Source organism: Rhodophyticola sp. CCM32 (assembly GCF_004751985.1).
Classification (GTDB): domain Bacteria; phylum Pseudomonadota; class Alphaproteobacteria; order Rhodobacterales; family Rhodobacteraceae; genus Rhodophyticola.
Genome location: NZ_CP038492.1, coordinates 1,937,134 through 1,955,649, shown reverse-complemented (window position 1 = coordinate 1,955,649; position 18,516 = coordinate 1,937,134). Strand labels below are relative to the sequence as shown.

At 62.8% G+C, this 18,516-nt stretch carries 14 protein-coding genes; 9 read left to right on the top strand and 5 right to left on the bottom strand.

Annotation, left to right across the window (positions count from 1 at the left end; all coding sequences use genetic code 11):
• Window positions 1–28 precede the first annotated feature (28 nt).
• The 6 genes from E2K80_RS09510 (at window position 29) to E2K80_RS09485 (ending at window position 8,307) form a co-directional block, all read left to right on the top strand.
• The gene (locus E2K80_RS09510; protein ID WP_135374797.1) at window positions 29–976 is read left to right on the top strand and encodes a glycine--tRNA ligase subunit alpha; all 948 of its coding nucleotides are present in this window, start codon (window positions 29–31) and stop codon (window positions 974–976) included.
• Window positions 973–1,500: a DUF6446 family protein gene (locus E2K80_RS09505; RefSeq protein WP_135374796.1), complete on the top strand. Its 528-nt coding sequence runs from the start codon at window positions 973–975 to the stop codon at window positions 1,498–1,500. The genes E2K80_RS09510 and E2K80_RS09505 overlap by 4 nt, the downstream gene beginning before the upstream one ends.
• Before the next feature lie 3 nt (window positions 1,501–1,503).
• Window positions 1,504–3,612, top strand: coding sequence for a glycine--tRNA ligase subunit beta (gene glyS / locus E2K80_RS09500; RefSeq protein ID WP_135374795.1), 2,109 nt, complete (start codon window positions 1,504–1,506; stop codon window positions 3,610–3,612).
• Between the two features lie 258 nt (window positions 3,613–3,870).
• Complete coding sequence (locus E2K80_RS09495) at window positions 3,871–6,393, top strand: putative PEP-binding protein (RefSeq protein WP_135374794.1); 2,523 nt, start codon at window positions 3,871–3,873, stop codon at window positions 6,391–6,393.
• A gap of 246 nt (window positions 6,394–6,639) precedes the next feature.
• A complete protein-coding gene (locus tag E2K80_RS09490; protein WP_238475476.1) occupies window positions 6,640–7,260 on the top strand; it encodes a cell wall hydrolase in 621 nt (206 codons plus the stop codon).
• 120 nt (window positions 7,261–7,380) lie between these two features.
• Window positions 7,381–8,307: a dihydroneopterin aldolase gene (locus E2K80_RS09485; protein ID WP_135374793.1), complete on the top strand. Its 927-nt coding sequence runs from the start codon at window positions 7,381–7,383 to the stop codon at window positions 8,305–8,307.
• On the opposite strand, the gene E2K80_RS09480 is transcribed toward E2K80_RS09485, so the two are convergent.
• Window positions 8,293–8,820, bottom strand: coding sequence for a GNAT family N-acetyltransferase (locus E2K80_RS09480; RefSeq protein WP_135374792.1), 528 nt, complete (start codon window positions 8,818–8,820; stop codon window positions 8,293–8,295). The two genes, E2K80_RS09485 and E2K80_RS09480, sit on opposite strands and share 15 nt — an antisense overlap.
• Window positions 8,821–8,935: 115 nt before the next feature.
• On the opposite strand from E2K80_RS09480, the gene folP reads away from it, so the two are divergent.
• Window positions 8,936–9,961, top strand: coding sequence for a dihydropteroate synthase (gene folP, locus E2K80_RS09475; RefSeq protein WP_135374791.1), 1,026 nt, complete (start codon window positions 8,936–8,938; stop codon window positions 9,959–9,961).
• Between the two features lie 15 nt (window positions 9,962–9,976).
• Window positions 9,977–11,320 (top strand): phosphoglucosamine mutase, encoded by a 1,344-nt coding sequence (glmM, locus tag E2K80_RS09470; protein WP_135374790.1) that lies wholly within the window; start codon window positions 9,977–9,979, stop codon window positions 11,318–11,320.
• Window positions 11,321–11,644: 324 nt separating this feature from the next.
• On the opposite strand, the gene guaD is transcribed toward glmM, so the two are convergent.
• On the bottom strand, window positions 11,645–12,928 hold the full coding sequence (guaD, locus tag E2K80_RS09465; protein WP_135374789.1) for a guanine deaminase: 1,284 nt from the start codon (window positions 12,926–12,928) through the stop codon (window positions 11,645–11,647).
• 99 nt (window positions 12,929–13,027) lie between these two features.
• Between guaD and mgtE the strand changes: the two genes are divergently transcribed.
• Window positions 13,028–14,410, top strand: coding sequence for a magnesium transporter (mgtE, locus tag E2K80_RS09460; RefSeq protein WP_135374788.1), 1,383 nt, complete (start codon window positions 13,028–13,030; stop codon window positions 14,408–14,410).
• 99 nt (window positions 14,411–14,509) lie between these two features.
• On the opposite strand, the gene E2K80_RS09455 is transcribed toward mgtE, so the two are convergent.
• The 3 genes from E2K80_RS09455 to E2K80_RS09445 form a co-directional block, all read right to left on the bottom strand.
• A complete protein-coding gene (locus E2K80_RS09455) occupies window positions 14,510–16,276 on the bottom strand; it encodes a hypothetical protein (RefSeq protein ID WP_210405359.1) in 1,767 nt (588 codons plus the stop codon).
• A gap of 32 nt (window positions 16,277–16,308) precedes the next feature.
• Window positions 16,309–17,217 (bottom strand): hypothetical protein, encoded by a 909-nt coding sequence (locus tag E2K80_RS09450; RefSeq protein WP_135374786.1) that lies wholly within the window; start codon window positions 17,215–17,217, stop codon window positions 16,309–16,311.
• A 202-nt stretch (window positions 17,218–17,419) separates the two neighbouring features.
• Window positions 17,420–18,451, bottom strand: coding sequence for an NAD-dependent epimerase/dehydratase family protein (locus tag E2K80_RS09445; RefSeq protein WP_135374785.1), 1,032 nt, complete (start codon window positions 18,449–18,451; stop codon window positions 17,420–17,422).
• Window positions 18,452–18,516: the final 65 nt, after the last annotated feature.

Sequence of the window (18,516 nt, the reverse complement as noted above, 5' to 3'; positions counted from 1 at the left end):
GAAGCTTTGAAGCACCGGAAAATACCTTATGCCCGAACCTGTCCAGCCAAAGAGTTTTCAGGAGATCATCCTGCGCTTGCAAACCTATTGGGCGGCACGGGGCTGCGCGATCATGCAACCCTATGACATGGAGGTGGGCGCGGGCACGTTTCACCCGGCAACGACCCTGCGGTCTTTGGGGTCGAACCCCTGGGCCGCGGCCTATGTGCAGCCCTCGCGCCGGCCCACGGACGGGCGCTATGGGGAAAACCCGAACCGGTTGCAGCATTACTATCAGTATCAGGTGCTGATCAAACCCTCGCCGCCGGATTTGCAGGCGCTGTATCTGGGGTCGCTTGAGGCGATCGGGATTGATATGACGCTGCATGATATCCGCTTTGTCGAGGATGACTGGGAAAGCCCGACGCTGGGGGCCTGGGGTCTGGGCTGGGAGGTGTGGTGCGACGGCATGGAAGTCTCGCAATTCACCTATTTCCAGCAGGTGGGCGGGCATGATTGCCGCCCGGTCTCAGGCGAGCTGACCTATGGGCTGGAACGGCTGGCGATGTATGTGCTGGGCGTGGACCATGTGATGGAGATGCCGTTCAACGACCCCTCCGCTCCGATCCCGCTGCGCTATGGCGATGTGTTCCGCCAGACCGAAGAGGAATACAGCCGCTGGAATTTCGATGTGGCCGACACCGCCGTGCTGCTGAAACAGTTCGAAGAGGCCGAAGCCGCCTGTCAGGCGATCCTGGGGGAGGCCGATGAGGACCCGAAAACCGGCAAGCGGATCGTGATGGCCCACCCGGCCTATGATCAATGCATCAAGGCCAGCCATATGTTCAACCTGCTGGATGCGCGCGGTGTGATCAGTGTGACCGAACGACAGGCCTATATCGGCCGGGTCCGGGCGCTGGCCAAACAATGCGCCGACGCTTTTGTGAGGACCGGGGCCGGGGGCTGGACCGCCGAAACTGACCCGGCTGTGGCATGAGCGGGAAGATCATGGCCTTTATCATCGTGTTTCTGACCGCCGTTTTCGGGGCCACACTCTGGTGGTTCCAGACCCAGGCCTATTATGAACCGGTCGCGGCGGATGCGCCGGCGGCCCAGATTCGTCTGACCAGTTTTCAGGGTGTGGTGGAACCCCTGCTGACCGAAGGGTTTGAAGGCATTGATGCGGGCACATCCCCGCTGCGGTTCCGGGCCTGTTTCACAACACCGGTCAGCCTGCCCACCCTGACCGAGAGTTTCGAGCCATATGAGACCGCCGCGCCCCTGATCGCGCCCGGATGGTTCACGTGTTTTGATGCCGCAGCCATTGGCGCGGCGCTGGAAGATGGCAGCGCCCTGGCCTTTCTGGGCGAGGCCAATACGCCTTATGGAATTGACCGGATCGTGGCGATCACCGGCGATGGGCGTGGTTATGCCTGGCCGCAGATCAACCCTTGCGGAGAGGCCGCCTTTGCCGGTGATCCGCTGCCTGTGAATTGCCCGCCCGCGCCTGAGAGGAATTGAGCGATGCCTGACCTGCTGGTGGAGTTGTTCTCCGAGGAAATCCCGGCCCGCATGCAAAGACGCGCGGCCGAGGATCTGAAAAAGCTGGTGACCGACGGGCTGGTCGAGGCCGGGCTGACCTATGAGAGCGCAGGGGCGTTTTCGACGCCGCGCCGGTTGGTGCTGACGGTGGAAGGGGTGCTTGGCGCCTCACCCACCCTGCGCGAAGACCGGCGCGGGCCCCGGGCCGATGCGCCGGAAAAGGCGTTGGAGGGGTTTTTGCGCTCTGTCGGGCTGACCAGGGACCAGCTTGAGATCAGGGATGAGAAAAAAGGCCGTTTCTATTTCGCGGAAATGGTGAAAGAGGGGCGGCCTGCGGCAGAGATCATCGCCGGATTGCTGCCCGATGTGATCCGCAATTTTCCCTGGCCCAAATCCATGCGCTGGGGCGCGGGCAGTCTGCGCTGGGTGCGGCCCCTGCACCGGATCCTCTGTGTGCTGAGCGCCGAGGATGGCCATGAGGTGGTGCCGTTCGCGCTGGATGGCATCGTTGCGGGGGCCGAGACCGAGGGCCACAGGTTCATGGCGCCCGGCGCGTTTTCCGTTGTGTCTTTCGCGGATTACGAGGCGAAGCTGAAAGCCGCGAAGGTGATGCTGTCCGCCGAGGACCGCGCCGCCCATATCTGGGAGGATGCCAGCAATATCGCCTTTGCCGCCGGGCTGGAACTGGTCGAGGACAAGGGCCTTCTGGCCGAGGTGGCCGGGCTGGTGGAATGGCCTGTTGTCCTGATGGGGCAGATCGGCCCGGCGTTTCTGGACCTGCCGGCGGAAGTGCTGCAAAGCAGCATGCGCGAACATCAGAAATTCTTTTCCGTCCGCAACCCGAAAACCGGGCGGATTGAACGGTTTGTGACCGTGGCCAACCGGGAAACCGCGGATCACGGCGCAACCATTCTGGCGGGCAATGAGAAAGTGCTGGCGGCGCGGTTGTCGGATGCGAAATTCTTCTGGGAAAATGACCTGCGCGTGGCGCGCGACGGCATGGCGCCCTGGCTGGACCAGCTTGGGAATGTGACCTTTCACGCCAGATTGGGCACCCAGGCCGAACGGATTGCCCGGATTGCCGCCCTGACGCGTGAGATCGCGCCCCTTGTCGGGGCAGATGCGGATCAGGCCGCGCAGGCCGCAGAGATTGCCAAGGCAGATCTGTCATCGGAAATGGTTTATGAATTTGCCGATCTTCAAGGGGTTATGGGGCGATATTACGCCAAAGCCACCGGGTATTCCGATGAGATTGCGGTGGTGGCCGAAGAACATTACGCCCCGCTTGGGCCATCCGATGATGTGCCGGTCGCGCCGCTCTCCGTGGCCGTGGCGCTGGCCGACAAGATCGATACGCTGACCGGGTTCTGGGCGATTGATGAGAAGCCGACCGGCTCGAAAGATCCCTTTGCACTCCGCCGGGCGGCACTTGGGGTCATTCGGATCGTTCTGAACAACAGGCTCAGGCTTGACCTGCGCGATCTTTCAAAAGCGGCCTTCCGGCATCATGGCATAGGCTCTGCGGAGGCCACCGGTAGTGAGGATGACAACACCCTGTCATATGTTGCTGATCTGGAAGCTTTTTTCCACGACCGTCTCAAGGTCCATCTGCGCGATGAGGGCATCCGCCATGATGTGATCGACGCTGCCCTTGCCATGCCGGGCTCTGATGATCTGACCCTTCTGGTGGCCCGCGCCCGCGCCCTGTCGGATTTCCTCAAGACCGAGGATGGCGGCAACCTGTTGCAGGGCTACAGGCGCGCGGCGAATATTCTGGCGCAGGCCGAAGCCGCCGATGGGGTCGAATACCGTTATGGGGCGGATGTGAAATATGCCGAAACCGGGGAAGAACGGGCGCTGTTCGCAGCGCTTGGCGAGGCCGAGGCGGCGATCAGACCGGCGCTGGAGGCAGAGGATTTCGCCACCGCAATGACCCGGATGGCGCAGTTGCGCGGCCCGATTGATGCGTTTTTCGAGGCGGTGAAGGTGAATGCCGACAGCCAGCTGGTGCGGCGCAACCGTCTGAACCTGCTGCATCAGATTGTGGAAACCTGCACCCAGACCGCCGATCTGGCCCGGGTTGAGGGCTGAAACGCTTCCATTTTGCAACCTGTCCGGGCGTGCGGGGCTTCCATCCACAGCCTTCTATGGAAAACCTGGGGACAAAGCCGCCACAGGGTCGGTATCTGAACGCTCTGGCGCCCATGGCATTGTTGCAGCCGGTTCCGTCCTTATGTGTTGGCATATAAGCGCAGTGTCTGACCAATATCACAGGCGTGTGATGTAACACTGGACAGGTGACGTGGGGGCAGTATTTTATGCTGCACCTGCAAAGGAATGGTCCATATCATGTTGACGACCCCAGATTTCACCGAAATCACGGCAGGCGCGGATATCAAGGCATCCCGTCACGGCAGCCGGGCGAAATGCCTGCAACGTCTGGCGCGGTTGGGTCTGCCGGTGCCGCAATCGGTGGCGCTGCCTTTTGATACGGTGCAGGCAATTGCCAAAGGCAAGCTGCCGAATATGTCTGCGCTTTGGGGTGTGTTCGATGCCGGTGTGCTGGTCTCGGTGCGGTCATCCAGCCAGATGGCCGATTGGGGCGGGCCCGGCTCGGTGCTGAATATCGGGATGAATGACGCGGTGGCGGCGGATTTGGCCAAAACCCATGGCCCGGATGCGGCGGACGCGCTTTATCTCAGCTTTATAAAGACCTACGCGGTCGATGTTCTGCGTCTGGATGCAGATATATTCGAGGGGCCAATCACCCCGAATCTGGCGAAAATCTATTTCGAGGATGAGACCGAAGAGCCGTTTCCACAGGATCCCGGCACCCAGTTGACCGAGGTGTTGCGCGCGATGGCGCGCGCCTGGGAAGGCACAACCGCGCGGCTGTTGCGGCAGGCGCAGGGGGCGCCGGCGGATGCGGGTCTGGGGCTTGTGGTGCAGCGCATGGCGCTTGGCATCGGGCAGGGGGCCAGCGGGTCAGGCGTGGTGCAGTTCGTTTCGGCCAATAGCGGGCAGGCGCAGATCACCGGCCGGTATCTGCCGCAAGGTCAGGGCCGCGCAGCGTTGAGTGAGGACAAGGCGCAATTCGTGCAATCCGACCCGCGCGGCCCGGCGCTGGAGGATGACTGCCCGGGTCAGGTTGCGGCCCTGCGGGAGGCCGGTGCGCTGATCCGCGCCAAGCTGCGCGAAGAGATGCAGATCGAGTTCACCCTGATGAACGGGGAATTGTTCATACTCGACGCGGTGCGCTGCCCCCGGTCCGGCCGGGCCGAGGTTGAGATTGCGGTGGCGCTCGCCGAGGACGGCGTGATTTCAAAGGGTGAGGCCATGTGCCGGGTGCCGCCCTTTACGCTGAACCAGCTTTTGCACCGGCAGGTGGACCCGGATGCCGCCCGCGATGTGCTGACCCGCGGAATTGCCGCTGCCCCCGGGGCGGCGACGGGCAGGATTGTGTTCACTGCCGAAGCCGCGCAAAGCGCGGCAGCGCAGGATGAAGCCTGTATTCTCATCCGCCGGGAGACCAGCCCCGAGGATATTCGCGGCATGCATGCGGCGCAGGCGATCCTGACCGAGCGGGGCGGCATGACCAGCCATGCGGCTGTGATTGCACGGGGTCTGGGCCTGCCCTGTGTGTCTGGGGCGACAAAATTGCAGATGGATGCCCGCAAGAAAACGCTGACAGTGCCGGGGCGCAAGGTGTTTCACGAAGGCGATGTGATCACCGTTGATGGCTCCTCGGGCGAGGTTCTGGCGGGGGAGGCGGTGATGATCGAACCCGCCCTGGGCGGCGCCTTTGCGACCCTGATGGACTGGGCCGATGACGCCCGCGATATCGGCATCCGGGTCAATGCGGATACGCTGGAAGATGCCACCATGGCGCAGCGCTTCGGCGTGGATGGCATTGGTCTGTGCCGGACCGAGCACATGTTTTTCGATCCGATCCGCCTGACCGTGATGCGCGAGATGATCTTTGCCGAGGAACCCGCCGACCGTGCGGCGGCGCTGGACCGGCTTTTGCCCATGCAGCGCAAGGACTTCACCGAGTTGTTTAAACTCATGAAGGGGCAGACGGTCTGCATTCGCCTGTTCGACCCGCCGCTGCATGAATTTCTGCCTGCGGATCGCGATGGCATTCGCGCGATGGCAGAAGCGATGGATATGCCGGTCAGCCAGGTCGCCGCGCGGATCGAAAGCTTGCAGGAATTCAACCCGATGCTGGGCATGCGGGGGGTTCGGCTGGGCATTACGGTGCCCGAGATTTACGATATGCAGGCCCGGGCGATTTTCGAGGCCGCACTTGCCGCCAGCCGGGGCCGTGCATCGGTCGTGCCTGAAATCATGATCCCGCTGGTCTCCGCCAAGCGCGAGGTTGAACTGGTCAAGGCGCGGATTGATGCGGTTGCCGCTGCCGTCCGGTCAGAAAGCGGAAAGAAGTTCGATTTTCGCCTGGGCGTGATGGTGGAAACCCCGCGCGCGGCCTTGCGGGCCGGAGAGATCGCTGAAAGCGCCTCGTTTTTGTCATTTGGAACCAATGATTTGACGCAGATGGCCTATGGGATGAGCCGTGATGATGCGGGCCGGTTCATGTCGGCCTATGTGCAGCAGGGCGTCTTTCCCGAAGATCCGTTTCAGCGTCTGGATACCGAAGGCGTGGGCGAATTGCTGCTTTTGGGGGCCGAACGGGCGCGTGCGACACGGCCGGGTCTGACGCTGTCGATCTGCGGCGAACATGGCGGACACCCGGATTCGATTGCCTTTTCCCGCGCATCCGGCTTCGACTATGTGTCCTGTTCCCCCTATCGGCTGCCGGTGGCCAAACTGGCCGCCGCACAATTCGCGGTACAGGACAAAAAATTGCCTTGATTGATCTGTACGTTACAAGGCGAGGTTCATAAATCCCGAATGGGAACAGCGCTACCTGTTGGGGGCGTATACAGGCGATTCACAAAACTGAGGGTCAGTTTTACGATCTTTTGCCCGCTCGGTATGAGCTTTGTCGAATTGCTGAAATTTGTGCAAAGGGGCACCGGCCCCGGGATGGATCGGATGGTGGGACGAAGGGTAGGCGCCGCTTTTGCGGCGTGTGTTCTGATGTGGGCAGGGGCAGGGGTGGCACAGGATGTGACCGCAAGCTCTTCAACTGACCCGACATCAGGTATCAATATACGTCTGTCATCGTTGATGGGGGATGAACGCGTGGCGCTCCAGGCGCTGACGCCGGACCGTCTGCGCCAGATCGGCACGCCCTATACGGGCCGGGCCGGGCGACGGGGTTCACGACGCGGCGGGCGCGAGATTTATGATGCCGCACGGCTGGACGCGATGCCGCGTGCGCGTGGCAACCGGCAATGGCAATGCCTGACCGAAGCGCTGTATTTCGAGGCCCGGGGAGAAAGCATTCGCGGCCAATACGCAGTTGCAGAGGTGATCCTGAACCGGGTCGACAGCCGCAACTACCCCGATTCGATCTGCGCTGTGGTCAATGAGGGGACGGGCCGGCGCAATGCCTGCCAGTTCACCTATACCTGTGATGGCCGGCCGGAACGTGTGACCGAAAGGGCGATGCATCGCCGTTTGGGTAAGATCGCCCGGATCATGATGGATGGCGCGCCGCGCAGCCTGACCCAGGGGGCCACGCATTACCACACCACAGCGGTACGGCCGCGCTGGGCGCGGGTCTATCCGCGCACGGCACGGATCGGCAGCCATATCTTCTATCGCCGGACGTAATCAGGCCAACAGGGTCGTTTTAACACGCCCGCGCGCCGCCTTTCGGGTTGCGGGCGGGGTGTCGTGTGATGCTACAGCAGACCCAATCTATGGTATCGTGCTGATCAGACGGAGCCTGTGATGAAAAGCGATGAAACCCGCCTTGCCTTTTCCCACCCGTCGGAACGGGCCAAAGCCACGGCGCCCGATGGGCCGCTGGACCGAATCTCGCTGTCCGATCATGAGCGCGAGGTGGAAATCGGCGCGTTTCAGGCCGAACGTGGCACGACGCAGCGGGTGCGGTTCAATGTGGTGGTCGAAGTTCGATCCGAGGCCGATCCTGACGCCGATGATGTGGATCGGATTCTGTCCTATGACACGATTGTCGAGGCGATTGACGGGGAACTGGCCGCAGAACGTGTAAACCTGCTGGAAACCCTTGCCGCCCGCATCGCGGAGCGGGTGCTGATCCATCCTTTGGCGGCCCGCTGTTTTGTGCGGATCGAAAAGCTGGATCGGGGTCCGTTTGCCCTGGGTGTTGAAATTGTACGCTCTGCGCCGGAAAAGCCCAAATTGCAGCTGGCCGACAAGATGCCCCATCCGCTGATCGTGTTTCTGTCGAATGCGGCGATGGCGCGGGCGGATCTGGGTGCGGTGCTGGACCTGCTGGACAGCAGCGGCGCCCCGGTGATCCTTTGTGTCGGGCCATCTGATCTGCCACGCCCGAAAGCCGCGCATGCGCTGCCACAGCGGCGCATCGACCTGCTTGCAATTGAACAGAATGCCTGGGTTCTGGCCGCATGCGATGACCGCTGCGTGGTGGTCGATAGCCGGACCGAACTGGACTGGGCGATGAAACAGGGGCAGATCAGCGTCTGGGCGCCGTCCAAACTGGTGCTGGATGCGGTCGACGGGCCGGGTGTACAGGCAACGCGCGGCGAGGGGTTGGCCCTGTGGCTGGCAGAAAGTTTTGAAGCTGAACGGCTGATCCTGCTGGGTGGAGACGTGCCGCAAGGGGCCGCCCTGCCGGTGGAGACTTGGCCCGCAGAGGCACTACCGCAGCTTTAGCCGCAGTTCCGTCATCGGCGCACCGCCCATCATATGGCTGCCCGCATGTTTGAACCCGGCTTTCTCCAGCACCCGGATGGATGGGGTGTTGGCGGGGCGGACAAGGCCGTAAATCTCTTCCGCCTTCAGGGCCAGACCGGCATAGTCAATGGCGCCGCGCACAAATTCGCTGGCCAGACCCTGACCCCAGAGATCGGGCAGCAGGTGATAGCTGAGATTGAGGCCCTGATGCTGGAATTTCAGGCTGAGCCCGCCAAGCCCCACCACACGGCCCGCATGGACAAGCGCCCATCGGCCAAACCCGTGACGGGTCCAATGGGCCAGATCCTTGCCAAGGCTGGTGGCGCTGCGGGCTGCATCAAACGGTGTTGGGTCCGGGCGATGCCGGACAACCTCCTGGCGGGCAAAAAGATCCGCATAAAACGGTGTATCCGCAGCCTCGACCGGGCGGCAGGTGATGCGCGCGGTGCGGAACACCGGGGTTGGTTCTATGGCGCGGCTTTCAACGGACATATGGGAAATCTCCCATGTGCGGGGGCGCCGGGCAAGATGTTTGCGCTGGCGCTGCACTGCGGCGGGCGGGGTCTTGCCACTTGCGATGACGCGCGGGCGGCGCTAGGCGACGCCCATGGCACGTTATTTCAGACCAATTCCGTTGCATGACCCCGCTGCTGTTCCGGGCGCGCGGGTGCTGGCAGATGGCTGGTGCCGCTTCACCCAGGTCGAGGTTCTGTCCCGCGATGCGGTGTCGCGGGTTGTTCCGGTCGAAGCTGTCCCGCAGGATGTGCTGGCACGGTTGACCGCGCCGCGGGCCGATATCTGTGATGTGTCGCTGGATGCCCCCCGGATCATGGGTATTCTGAACCTCACACCTGACAGTTTTTCCGATGGCGGGCGTTTCAATGCCCCGGATGCGGCGCTGCGGCGTGTGCAGGAGATGTTGGAAACCGGGGCCGACATGCTGGATATCGGGGGCGAATCAACCCGGCCCGGGGCGGTGGAAGTGCCCGCCGGGGAAGAAATTGCGCGCACCGTTCCAGTGATCGCCGCGTTGAGGGCGGGTGGCGTGACGGCGCCGATCAGCATCGACACCCGCAAAGGGGTTGTGGCAAAGGCCGCGCTCGCCGCAGGGGCGGGGGTGGTGAATGACATCTCGGGCCTGCATTTCGACCCCGGTCTGGCGCAGGTGGCGGCGGATGCAGGTGTGCCGGTCATCTTGATGCATTCCGAAGGTGTGCCGGAAACGATGCAGGATGATCCGCGCTATGACCATGTGCTGCTCGATGTCTATGACGCGCTGGAGGCCGCCGTGACCCGGGCCGAGGCCGCGGGTATTCCGCGCCATCGGATCATGGTGGACCCGGGCATCGGCTTTGGCAAACGCGACCCGCATAACCTGGCGCTGCTGACCCGGATCAGCCTGTTTCACGGTCTCGGCTGCGGGGTGCTGCTGGGGGTGTCCCGCAAGGGCATGATCGGGCGGATCGCGGATGTGGACCCGCCCGAGGCGCGGGGCGCGGCATCGGCGGCGGTTGGCTTATGGGCGCTGTCGCAGGGGATACAGATGCTGCGCGTTCATGATATAGAGGTGCACAGGCAAATGATCTCGCTCTGGTCGACAGCAAGCGGGGCAGCGCCCGGAGCCGGGTTGTGAGGGGGCAATAAAGGCATGACACGCAAGCTGTTTGGCACCGATGGGGTGCGGGGACGGGCCAATGATTTTCCGATGACTGCCGAGTTGGCCCTGCGCCTCGGGGCGGCGGCGGGGCGGTATTTCCGCACCGATGGCAGTCGGGCGCACCGGGTGGTGATCGGCAAGGATACACGGCTGTCGGGCTATATGATCGAGAATGCGCTGACGGCGGGTTTCACATCGACCGGGATGAATGTGCTGCTGCTGGGTCCGGTGCCGACACCGGCGGTGGGGTTGTTGACCACGTCAATGCGAGCGGATGTGGGGGTGATGATTTCCGCCTCCCACAACCCGGCAACCGATAATGGGATCAAACTGTTCGGGCCCGACGGGTACAAGCTGTCTGATGAGGCCGAGGCAGAGATCGAGGCCCTGCTGGGGGGGGATATACACCCCGCAAAAGCAGAGAATATCGGCCGCGCCAAACGGATTGACGATGGCCGGTTCCGCTATATGGAGCGGGTGAAAAGCACGTTTCCAACCGGGCTCAGGCTGGATGGATTGAAAGTTGTGGTGGATTGCGCCAATGGCGCGGCCTATCGGGCCGCGCCAGAGGTGTTGTGGGAGCTTGGCGCCGATGTTGTGGCGATCGGGGTCAGCCCGGACGGGCATAATATCAATGACGGGGTCGGCTCTACCGCGCCGGAGACGGCGGCGGCGAAAATTCGTGAGATGGGTGCCGATCTGGGCATATGTCTGGATGGGGATGCAGACCGGGTGATGCTGATTGATGAAACCGGTCTTGTGGCCGATGGCGACCAGATCATGGCGCTGTTTGCCAATCGCTGGGCCGAAGAGGGGCGCCTGAAAGGGCAGACCCTGGCCGCGACCGTGATGTCAAATCTGGGGCTGGAACGGTATCTGGCGGAACGCTCGATTGATCTGCACCGGACGCCGGTGGGTGACCGCTATGTGGTGGAGGCGATGCGCCGGCACGGGCTGAACCTGGGTGGCGAGCAATCGGGCCATATCGTGATGACCGATTATGCCACCACCGGGGACGGGTTGATCGCGGGGTTACAGTTTCTGGCTGAAATGGTGCGGACCGGGCAGCCTGCAAGCGCGCTGGCGCGGAGTTTTGAGACCGTGCCGCAGCTGTTGAAGAATGTGCGCTATGCCAGCGGGCAATTGCCGTTGGATACGCCCGCCGTGCAGGCCGCGATTGCCGCCGGAGAAGCGAAGCTGAACGGGCAGGGGCGGCTTTTGATCCGCAAATCAGGCACCGAGCCCTTGATCCGGGTGATGGCGGAGGCCGAGGATGAGGCACTGATGCTGGCGGTGGTTGATGAGATTGTCGGTGCGGTGGAAGCGGCGGTCTGACCCCTGATTTATGACGCCCTCGCTTCTCTGCTTTTCAAATATCCTCGCCGAAGGCATCCGGCCCCTCGACTATCGCGCTTTGCGGTTTGCAGGGGCGACCCCATCGCAAATTCCGAGCGCCGGAATTCTCAAGAATTCCATGTGGAAAACTGGAGTTTTCCACCCCCCAGGGCGCATTTGCATCTGAGATTACTGTATTTGATGCAGGTTCAAGGCCGGGCGTTTGAGGGTATTGGTCTGCTGTTGTGATCGCGGAAGGCTTGGGATGCCTCCGGCGGAAGTATTTTTGAGATAGAGAAGACAGCTTTGGGTCAGCAAAACGCTTTATTTCAGCGGCTGGCCCGCGATATAGGTTTGGGTGACGGCGCGGTCATCGCCCATCATGATGGTGGGGAAGACCGCCTCCCAGATATCTTTGGCGCGGGCCTTGCGTTGGGCGATGGCGGGGGTCGATGCAAGGTTGAGGGTGATCAGGTCAGCCTCCATCCCCGGGGCGAGCGTGCCGATCTTGTCTTGCAGGTTCAGGGCTTTGGCAGAGCCTGTTGTGGCGAGCCAGAGCAGTTGGGCGGGGTGCAGGGCATTGCCGCGCAGCTGGGCGATCTCATAAGCCGCAGCCATGGTGCGGAGCATCGAGAAGCTGGAGCCGCCGCCGGTATCGCTGGCGAGCCCCACGCGAACTACCTGCGCGAGGGTCATGTCGAACAGGCCGGAGCCGATGAAGCTGTTCGAGGTCGGGCAATGGATCAGCGCCGCGCCGGTCTCGCTCAGGCGCACGATCTCGCGGGGTTCCAGATGGATGGCATGGCCGAACACGGCGTTCGGGCCAAGCAGGCCATGGGCTTCATAAGTGTCCAGATAATCGCGCGCATCGGGGTAGAGGGATTTGACCCAGGCAATTTCATCACTCTGTTCGCTCAGATGGGTCTGCATCAGGCAATCCGGGTGTTCCGCCCATAATGCGCCGAGGGCCGAAAGCTGCGCCGGTGTGGAGGTGGGGGAGAAACGCGGTGTGATGACATAGCTGAGCCGGCCCTGCCCGTGCCAGCGGTTCAGCAGGGCCTTGCTGTCATCATAGGCGGATTGCGCGCTGTCGCGCAGACCCTCGGGTGCGGTGTCACGATCCATGCAGGTTTTCCCGGCCAGCACGCGCAGGTTCCGGGCCTTGGCCTCGGCAAAGAACGCATCGACGCTGTCCGGGTGGATGGTGCAATAGCTGGCCATTGTGGTGGTGCCATGGGCCAGGGTCAGATCGAAATAGCGTTTGGCGGTTTTCGCCGCATAGGCCGGATCGGCAAAGCGCATTTCCTCGGGGAAGGTATAGCTGTTCAGCCAGTCGATCAGGCGTTTGCCCCAGGAGGCGATGATTGCGGTCTGCGGGTAATGGGCATGGGCGTCGATGAAACCGGGCAGGATCAGGGCATCGCCATGATCGGTGATCCAGGCCCCTGGATATGCCCTGCGCAGGGTGTCGGCGGTGCCCGTGGCGGCGATTTTTCCGTCGCGGATCAGGACCGCGCCATATGGGTCGTGCCGGGCCGCATCCGGCCCCTCTGCAAACGGGTCGCCGGTAAAGGCCAGGGTCTGGCCCAGTAGCAATGTCTCGCCCATCGGAAATCCTTGCCCGTTGCAATTTTTGCCACCCCTGTCATAGCCGTCTCAACAGGGCTGTGTTAGGCAAAAATCGAATTTCAGGGTGCGAGGTGGTCCATGGCCGGTGACGCGGGTGACATCCTTTTGGAAGACAGAGACAGCTATGCGCTGGATGAAAGCCTGCGCGGGCAGGTGCGCCGGGCGGTGCTGGGCGATGATGTGGCGGCCATTGATGCGCTGTTGGAGCCGTTGCACCCGGCGGATATCGCCGACCTTCTGGAACAGATCTCGGGCGCGGAACGCGAAGCGCTGCTGCAATTATGGTCCACTGGCATTGATGGCGAGGTGCTGTCGGAGCTGACCGAGGGGTTGCGCGAAGATGTCATCGCGTTCCTGCCCGACCATGTGCTGGCCGGCGCGGTGCGCGAGCTGGACAGCGATGATGTGGTCGATCTGGTCGAGGATCTGGAGGATGCGCAGCAAGAGGCGATCCTGGGTGCGCTGGATGAGGCGGATCGGGCGGCGGTTGAAGAGGCGCTGAGCTTTCCCGAGGAGAGCGCCGGGCGTCTGATGCAGCGCGAGGTGGTGCGCGCGCCCGAGCATTGGACCGTGGGCGAGATGATCGACCATCTGCGCCGCCACAAGGCGGATCTGCCCGAGCAGTTCTATCATGTGGTTCTGGTCGACCCGCGGATGAAACCCACCGGCTATGTGACCCTGGGGCGGATGTTGTCGACGCCGCGTGATGTGGCGTTGAACGGGATCACCGAAGACAGTTTCCGGATCATCCCGGGCACCCAGCCCGAGGAGGAAGTGGCCTATGCCTTCAACCAGTATCACCTGATTTCCGCCCCGGTGGTGGATGATGACGGGCGGCTGGTAGGGGTGATCACCATCGACGATGCGATGGTTGTGCTGGATGCAGAGGCGCAGGAGGATATTCTGCGTCTGGCCGGTGTCGGCGAGGGCGGGCTGAATGACCGGGTGTTCGAGACGACCCGCCAGCGCCTGCCCTGGCTGGGGGTCAATCTGGTGACCGCGATCATGGCCTCGCTGGTCATTGCGCAATTCGAGGCGGCGATCTCGCAATTGGTGGCGCTTGCGGTGCTGATGCCGATCGTGGCCTCGATGGGCGGCAATGCGGGGACGCAAAGCCTGACCGTGGCGGTGCGCGCACTTGCAACCAAGGATCTGACCCGCGCGAATCTGGTGCGGGTTGTGGGCCGTGAGGCAGGCGTCGGGCTGATCAACGGGCTGGTCTTTGCACTGGTCATGGGGGTGGTGGGGCTGATCTGGTTCGGCTCACCCGCTTTGGGCGGGGTGATCGCGGTGGCGATGGTGATCAATCTGCTGGTGGCCGGTCTGGCGGGGATCATGGTGCCGGTGATCCTGAACCGTCTGGGGGTGGACCCGGCGCTGGCCTCCGGCGCCTTTGTGACCACGGTGACCGATGTGGTGGGGTTCTTCGCCTTTCTGGGACTGGCGGTTCTGGTGTTGTAGAGAGGGCTGAGAAACATCGCGAAAAGGTGGAAAACGCGCGTTTTCCACAAGGATTTCTCGAGAAATCCGGTCAGCCGATAGCGGGCCATGCCTGATGGATCAGCCAGGCACTTCCAGGGTGATATTCCGGCCGTTCTTCACATATTGCAGTGTATTCTCACCGATGGCCGCAACCCGGCCCCCATCGACGCGGTCGCCAACCGTGACCCGTACGAACCGGCCGGACGGCATACGCACCAGGGCGCGCCGGTTTGAAGAGGTGCCGCTGACACCGATCAGGTTCACCCGCCGCAGGTTGATGGCATTGCTGTTGGTGGCCGCCCGGCTGACCGTCGCGCTGGAGGGGATTGAGGGTTGAACCCTGGCAGGTGCACTGGCGGTTTGTATCGTTGCCGCGCCGCTTTGGTCGGCGCGGCCCTGGGTGGCCCGGGCCACCGTATCCGCAAAATTGCCAGGGCGCAGGCGGGGTGTCTGTGACGAGGCGACAGCCAGCGCACTGGCCTGGATAACGCGCACCTCCGGTTCTGCATTACCCGCCAGCACATCCGCATCGAAGGTCGCGCCAGCCGTGCCCTGCTCTGAGGGTGTTGTTGCCGCCTCAGCCTCGCGGGCGGCCAATGTCAGTTGCTGAACAGATGGCGGGCGCGGGCTTGGCCTCCGGTTGGCCAGTTCGCTGACAGTGAAGCCGCCCAGAAGCTGGCGCTCACGCCGTTCGGTCAGATCGGCGGGGCGCGGGGTGGGTTGAAAACTGGCAAGAAGCGCAGTTTGCACGGCTTCTGTTTCGGCGTTGTCACCGGTTTCAGGGGTCTCTGTGACTTCGCCGCCTGTGCGCGGCACCGGACGCACCGGGGGCACACCTGCAAAGACCTGCACGCCGTCAGGCGTGAACGCGCCATCGGCCGTAGGCCGGATCAGACCGTTCGCGTCAAGGTCAAACCTTGTGCCGAAAGGCGGGGGGGAGGCGTAATGTTCCAGCCGGGCCGGGGTCAGTTCAGCCCCGGGCAGGGCCAGCGCGTCATGGGTGACAACCACAGGGTCGATCGAGGCCATATAGATCTCGTCTTCCGCATCCGGGTCAGGCAACACCGGCTGTTCCGGGGGGCGTTGCCAGATGCCGCTGGTGGCATAGGCCGCCTCGGTCTCTTCGGGCGAGGGCAGCAGGGTTTCGGGGTCCACCGGGTCCGGCCCAAGGTCAAGATCGGCATCAATATCCGGCAGATCGGGTTCGGCGGCCGCCTCAGGCGGCGGGGCAGGGGGCAGCGGGACCGGAGCGATTACCGGTGTTTCGGGCTGTTCCAGCCGGGCCAGGTCTTCGCTGCGGTCTGCGGTTGCGGGTGCCTCGACTATGGCCGAAGGGACGGGCGTGGCCACCTGCACATCCGGCGCCTCGCGGCCCAGCCAGCGGGCCACGGTGCTGTCGGGCAGGAACAGGGCTGACCAGACGGCAACCAGCGCAAGGATCAGCAGCAGGATCAGGGTCAGGATCAGCCCGGTTTTCAGCGATGGCCCGCTCCGGTCGGGCGCGCGCCGGGCAAGCAGCCCGTCCATCCCCGGCATATCAGCCTCGGCGGTTCTGGTCAGGATGACGGGATCGGGGATGGTATCAGCGGATTTGCGCGCCATAATCCGGGCCGCAAACCCCGGTGCGGGGGTGTCCTGCATCCCCGCAAGCTCATCCTGATCCGTGGCAGGGGGTGTGGGCAGCGGCATGTCCCCAAGCCGCCTGTCCGGTTCAGGTGTCAGGCGACGGCCCGGGGCATTGCTGGTCTCGACGGGTTGCGCCCTGGGGGGGGCGCTCAACCCTGTGGGGATGTCCTTGTTTGGCGTCTTCTGCGTCACAGGCGTGGCGTTTTCGGCGGGGGTCACCGGTGCCACGGTGTCATCACGTGCCGGGGCGGTCAGGCCAAAGCGGCTGACCCGTTCGCTGACCAGACTGCCCGCCTCCCCTCGGGGGCAGGGGCTTTGCCGCGCCGGGCGCCAAACCCCGTGGGCATCTGCATTGGCCCGTCATCTGGGGTGTCGGTCGGGTCATCCTGTGATGCGTCGTCCGGTGCGGGTGGAGCCGCGGGGGCAGAGCTGGCCTTGCCCTGTCTGGCTGTGCGGGATTTGACCACCGGGGTCAGATCGGGTGTGTCATCCACCTCATCCGGGGGGGCTGTTTCCAGCTCGGGTTCTGCGGGTGCCTCGGGGGCGGGATCATCAACCGGGGGCGCCTCGGGCACAGGCTCAGGCGCGGGGTCTGGCACAGGGTCTGGCGCTGAACTGATCTCATCCACAACCGGGGTCCAGCTGTCCGGGCCAAAGGCCAGCCCGCTATCGGGCATGGTCAGCCCGCGCGCATCATCGGCCAGTTGGAAAAGCGGGACGCCGGGAAATTTCTCAACCGGGGGCGAGGCCGCGAACCCGACCCCGTTGAAGCCGTTGTCACGGGCGAACCCTTCGGCCTCGTCCAGGGTTTCGCGGGCGACCACGGCAAGCGCCGCGCGCCCGCCCCCCAGATCGCGCCAGTCATAGGCCAGTTCCTCCACCGCGTAAGGGGTTAACCCGCCCAACCTGCCGGGGATCGCCGCCGAGCCGCCAAGCCCGTCCAGTTCCGTATAAAGAAGCTGATCGTCGGGCAGGACCAGAAGCGTCGGAAAATTGGCACCGCCCCGTGTCTCGCCCATTTCGCGCAGACCGGCCAATGCGCTGCCCAGATCGGGCACATCCAGTGCTGTGTCCCCGATCAGTGCCCAATGGCCCGCCTGCTGGCGGTGGGCCAGGGCGATGCCTTCCGGCGACAGGAATAACACGAACTCGACAGTCACGGACGACCTCTATCCACGGAGCCACCGGGCAGGGCCCCTCCCACATGCCGATCAGTATAGCAGGAGGCGGGCGATGAAAACCATGCGGCGGCTCTGCGGCATGCGGACCAGCTGATTTCATCTTAAGCGGATTTGAAGCCGGACAAAAGAGGTGCCATGACGGGGATGCGATTTGCCTGATGCCGGCCTTCCGCCCCCGCCGTCAGTGCCTGACGGTTTGCAGCAACAGCGCCTCTTGATCCTGTGTCATTCCACACTTGAGGCTTATTCCCCTGCGGCCTCTGTCCCAATTTAGCAATGGGCCAATCGTGTCGGACAATGGGCGGCAAACAAGACCTGCCGAAACTGCCTTTTCCGTTCCGACTTCAAGGAAATATCTGAACTCGGGTATCGACGGTGCCAACAGAGGAATATCCGTCCAGGGCATGACTTGGGCTTTCGTGATAATATCCTCAGCCACCGGAACGAGCACGGCTTTCGATCCGCTTACATTTGCGATCTCAAGAAGAGCAGCGCCAAACGAAATCGGCTTGCTCGTTACATTCCAGATACCTGACAGCCCGTCATTTGCGCATCGCAATGCGAAAGCAGCAGCATCTCTCACATCAATCATCTGAACTGAGCGATCAAGCGGGGCTGGAACGGGCACTTTTGTGCGTTTGCCAATCGCTTCGTCCAATCGTCGGACCCACCAAGTTAATCGGTCTGTGTAGTCACCTGCACCAACCAGCAGCCCAACTCGAAGAGAGGTTGCACGCTCTCCTAGAAGCTCTTCGGCCTTTTTCTCACATGCACGTTTGAGTGGCCCATAAGAATCTCCGTAAGCGAAAGCAGACGCGCGATCTTCACGTGGCAAACTTGCCGCCTTTTCAAAATCTTCCGTTGATGCATCTGGAACAGGCGCCTCTTCGCTGAGGCCCTCTTCAGTGAATGTGCCGTAGGCCGATATCGACGAAATCAGGACATATCTAGTCAGGCTCTGGCGCAAAGCCCGCAGCAAAAGCTGCACGGATGCCGGAGTATATGCGCAGGTGTCAAAGACCCAGTCAAATTGATGACCTTCCAGCGCAGTCACGTCTTCGTACCGATCTGCTTTGATCACTTCAACTTCGGTCGTAACGTCCGCAACCATCTTGCCCCTCGAGAGGATCGAAACGGAATGCTCATCGGAAATCAAAGCGTCCACAATCGCACCGCCCAGAAATCCAGTACCGCCAACAACGAGACATCGCATCTTGTTTGCTCCAATGATTGGTAAGTGATGACTTACCAATGCTGGCCGATCTTGTCAAAATGGCC

Excerpts from the sequence above, each read along its gene's own strand:
- E2K80_RS09510 (WP_135374797.1), top strand. The coding sequence starts at position 29 with ATGCCCGAACCTGTCCAGCCAAAGAGTTTTCAGGAGATCATCCTGCGC.
- E2K80_RS09505 (WP_135374796.1), top strand. The coding sequence starts at position 973 with ATGAGCGGGAAGATCATGGCCTTTATCATCGTGTTTCTGACCGCCGTT.
- glyS (WP_135374795.1), top strand. The coding sequence starts at position 1,504 with ATGCCTGACCTGCTGGTGGAGTTGTTCTCCGAGGAAATCCCGGCCCGC.
- E2K80_RS09495 (WP_135374794.1), top strand. The coding sequence starts at position 3,871 with ATGTTGACGACCCCAGATTTCACCGAAATCACGGCAGGCGCGGATATC.
- E2K80_RS09485 (WP_135374793.1), top strand. The coding sequence starts at position 7,381 with ATGAAAAGCGATGAAACCCGCCTTGCCTTTTCCCACCCGTCGGAACGG.
- E2K80_RS09480 (WP_135374792.1), bottom strand. The coding sequence starts at position 8,820 with ATGTCCGTTGAAAGCCGCGCCATAGAACCAACCCCGGTGTTCCGCACC.
- folP (WP_135374791.1), top strand. The coding sequence starts at position 8,936 with ATGGCACGTTATTTCAGACCAATTCCGTTGCATGACCCCGCTGCTGTT.
- glmM (WP_135374790.1), top strand. The coding sequence starts at position 9,977 with ATGACACGCAAGCTGTTTGGCACCGATGGGGTGCGGGGACGGGCCAAT.
- guaD (WP_135374789.1), bottom strand. The coding sequence starts at position 12,928 with ATGGGCGAGACATTGCTACTGGGCCAGACCCTGGCCTTTACCGGCGAC.
- mgtE (WP_135374788.1), top strand. The coding sequence starts at position 13,028 with ATGGCCGGTGACGCGGGTGACATCCTTTTGGAAGACAGAGACAGCTAT.
- E2K80_RS09445 (WP_135374785.1), bottom strand. The coding sequence starts at position 18,451 with ATGCGATGTCTCGTTGTTGGCGGTACTGGATTTCTGGGCGGTGCGATT.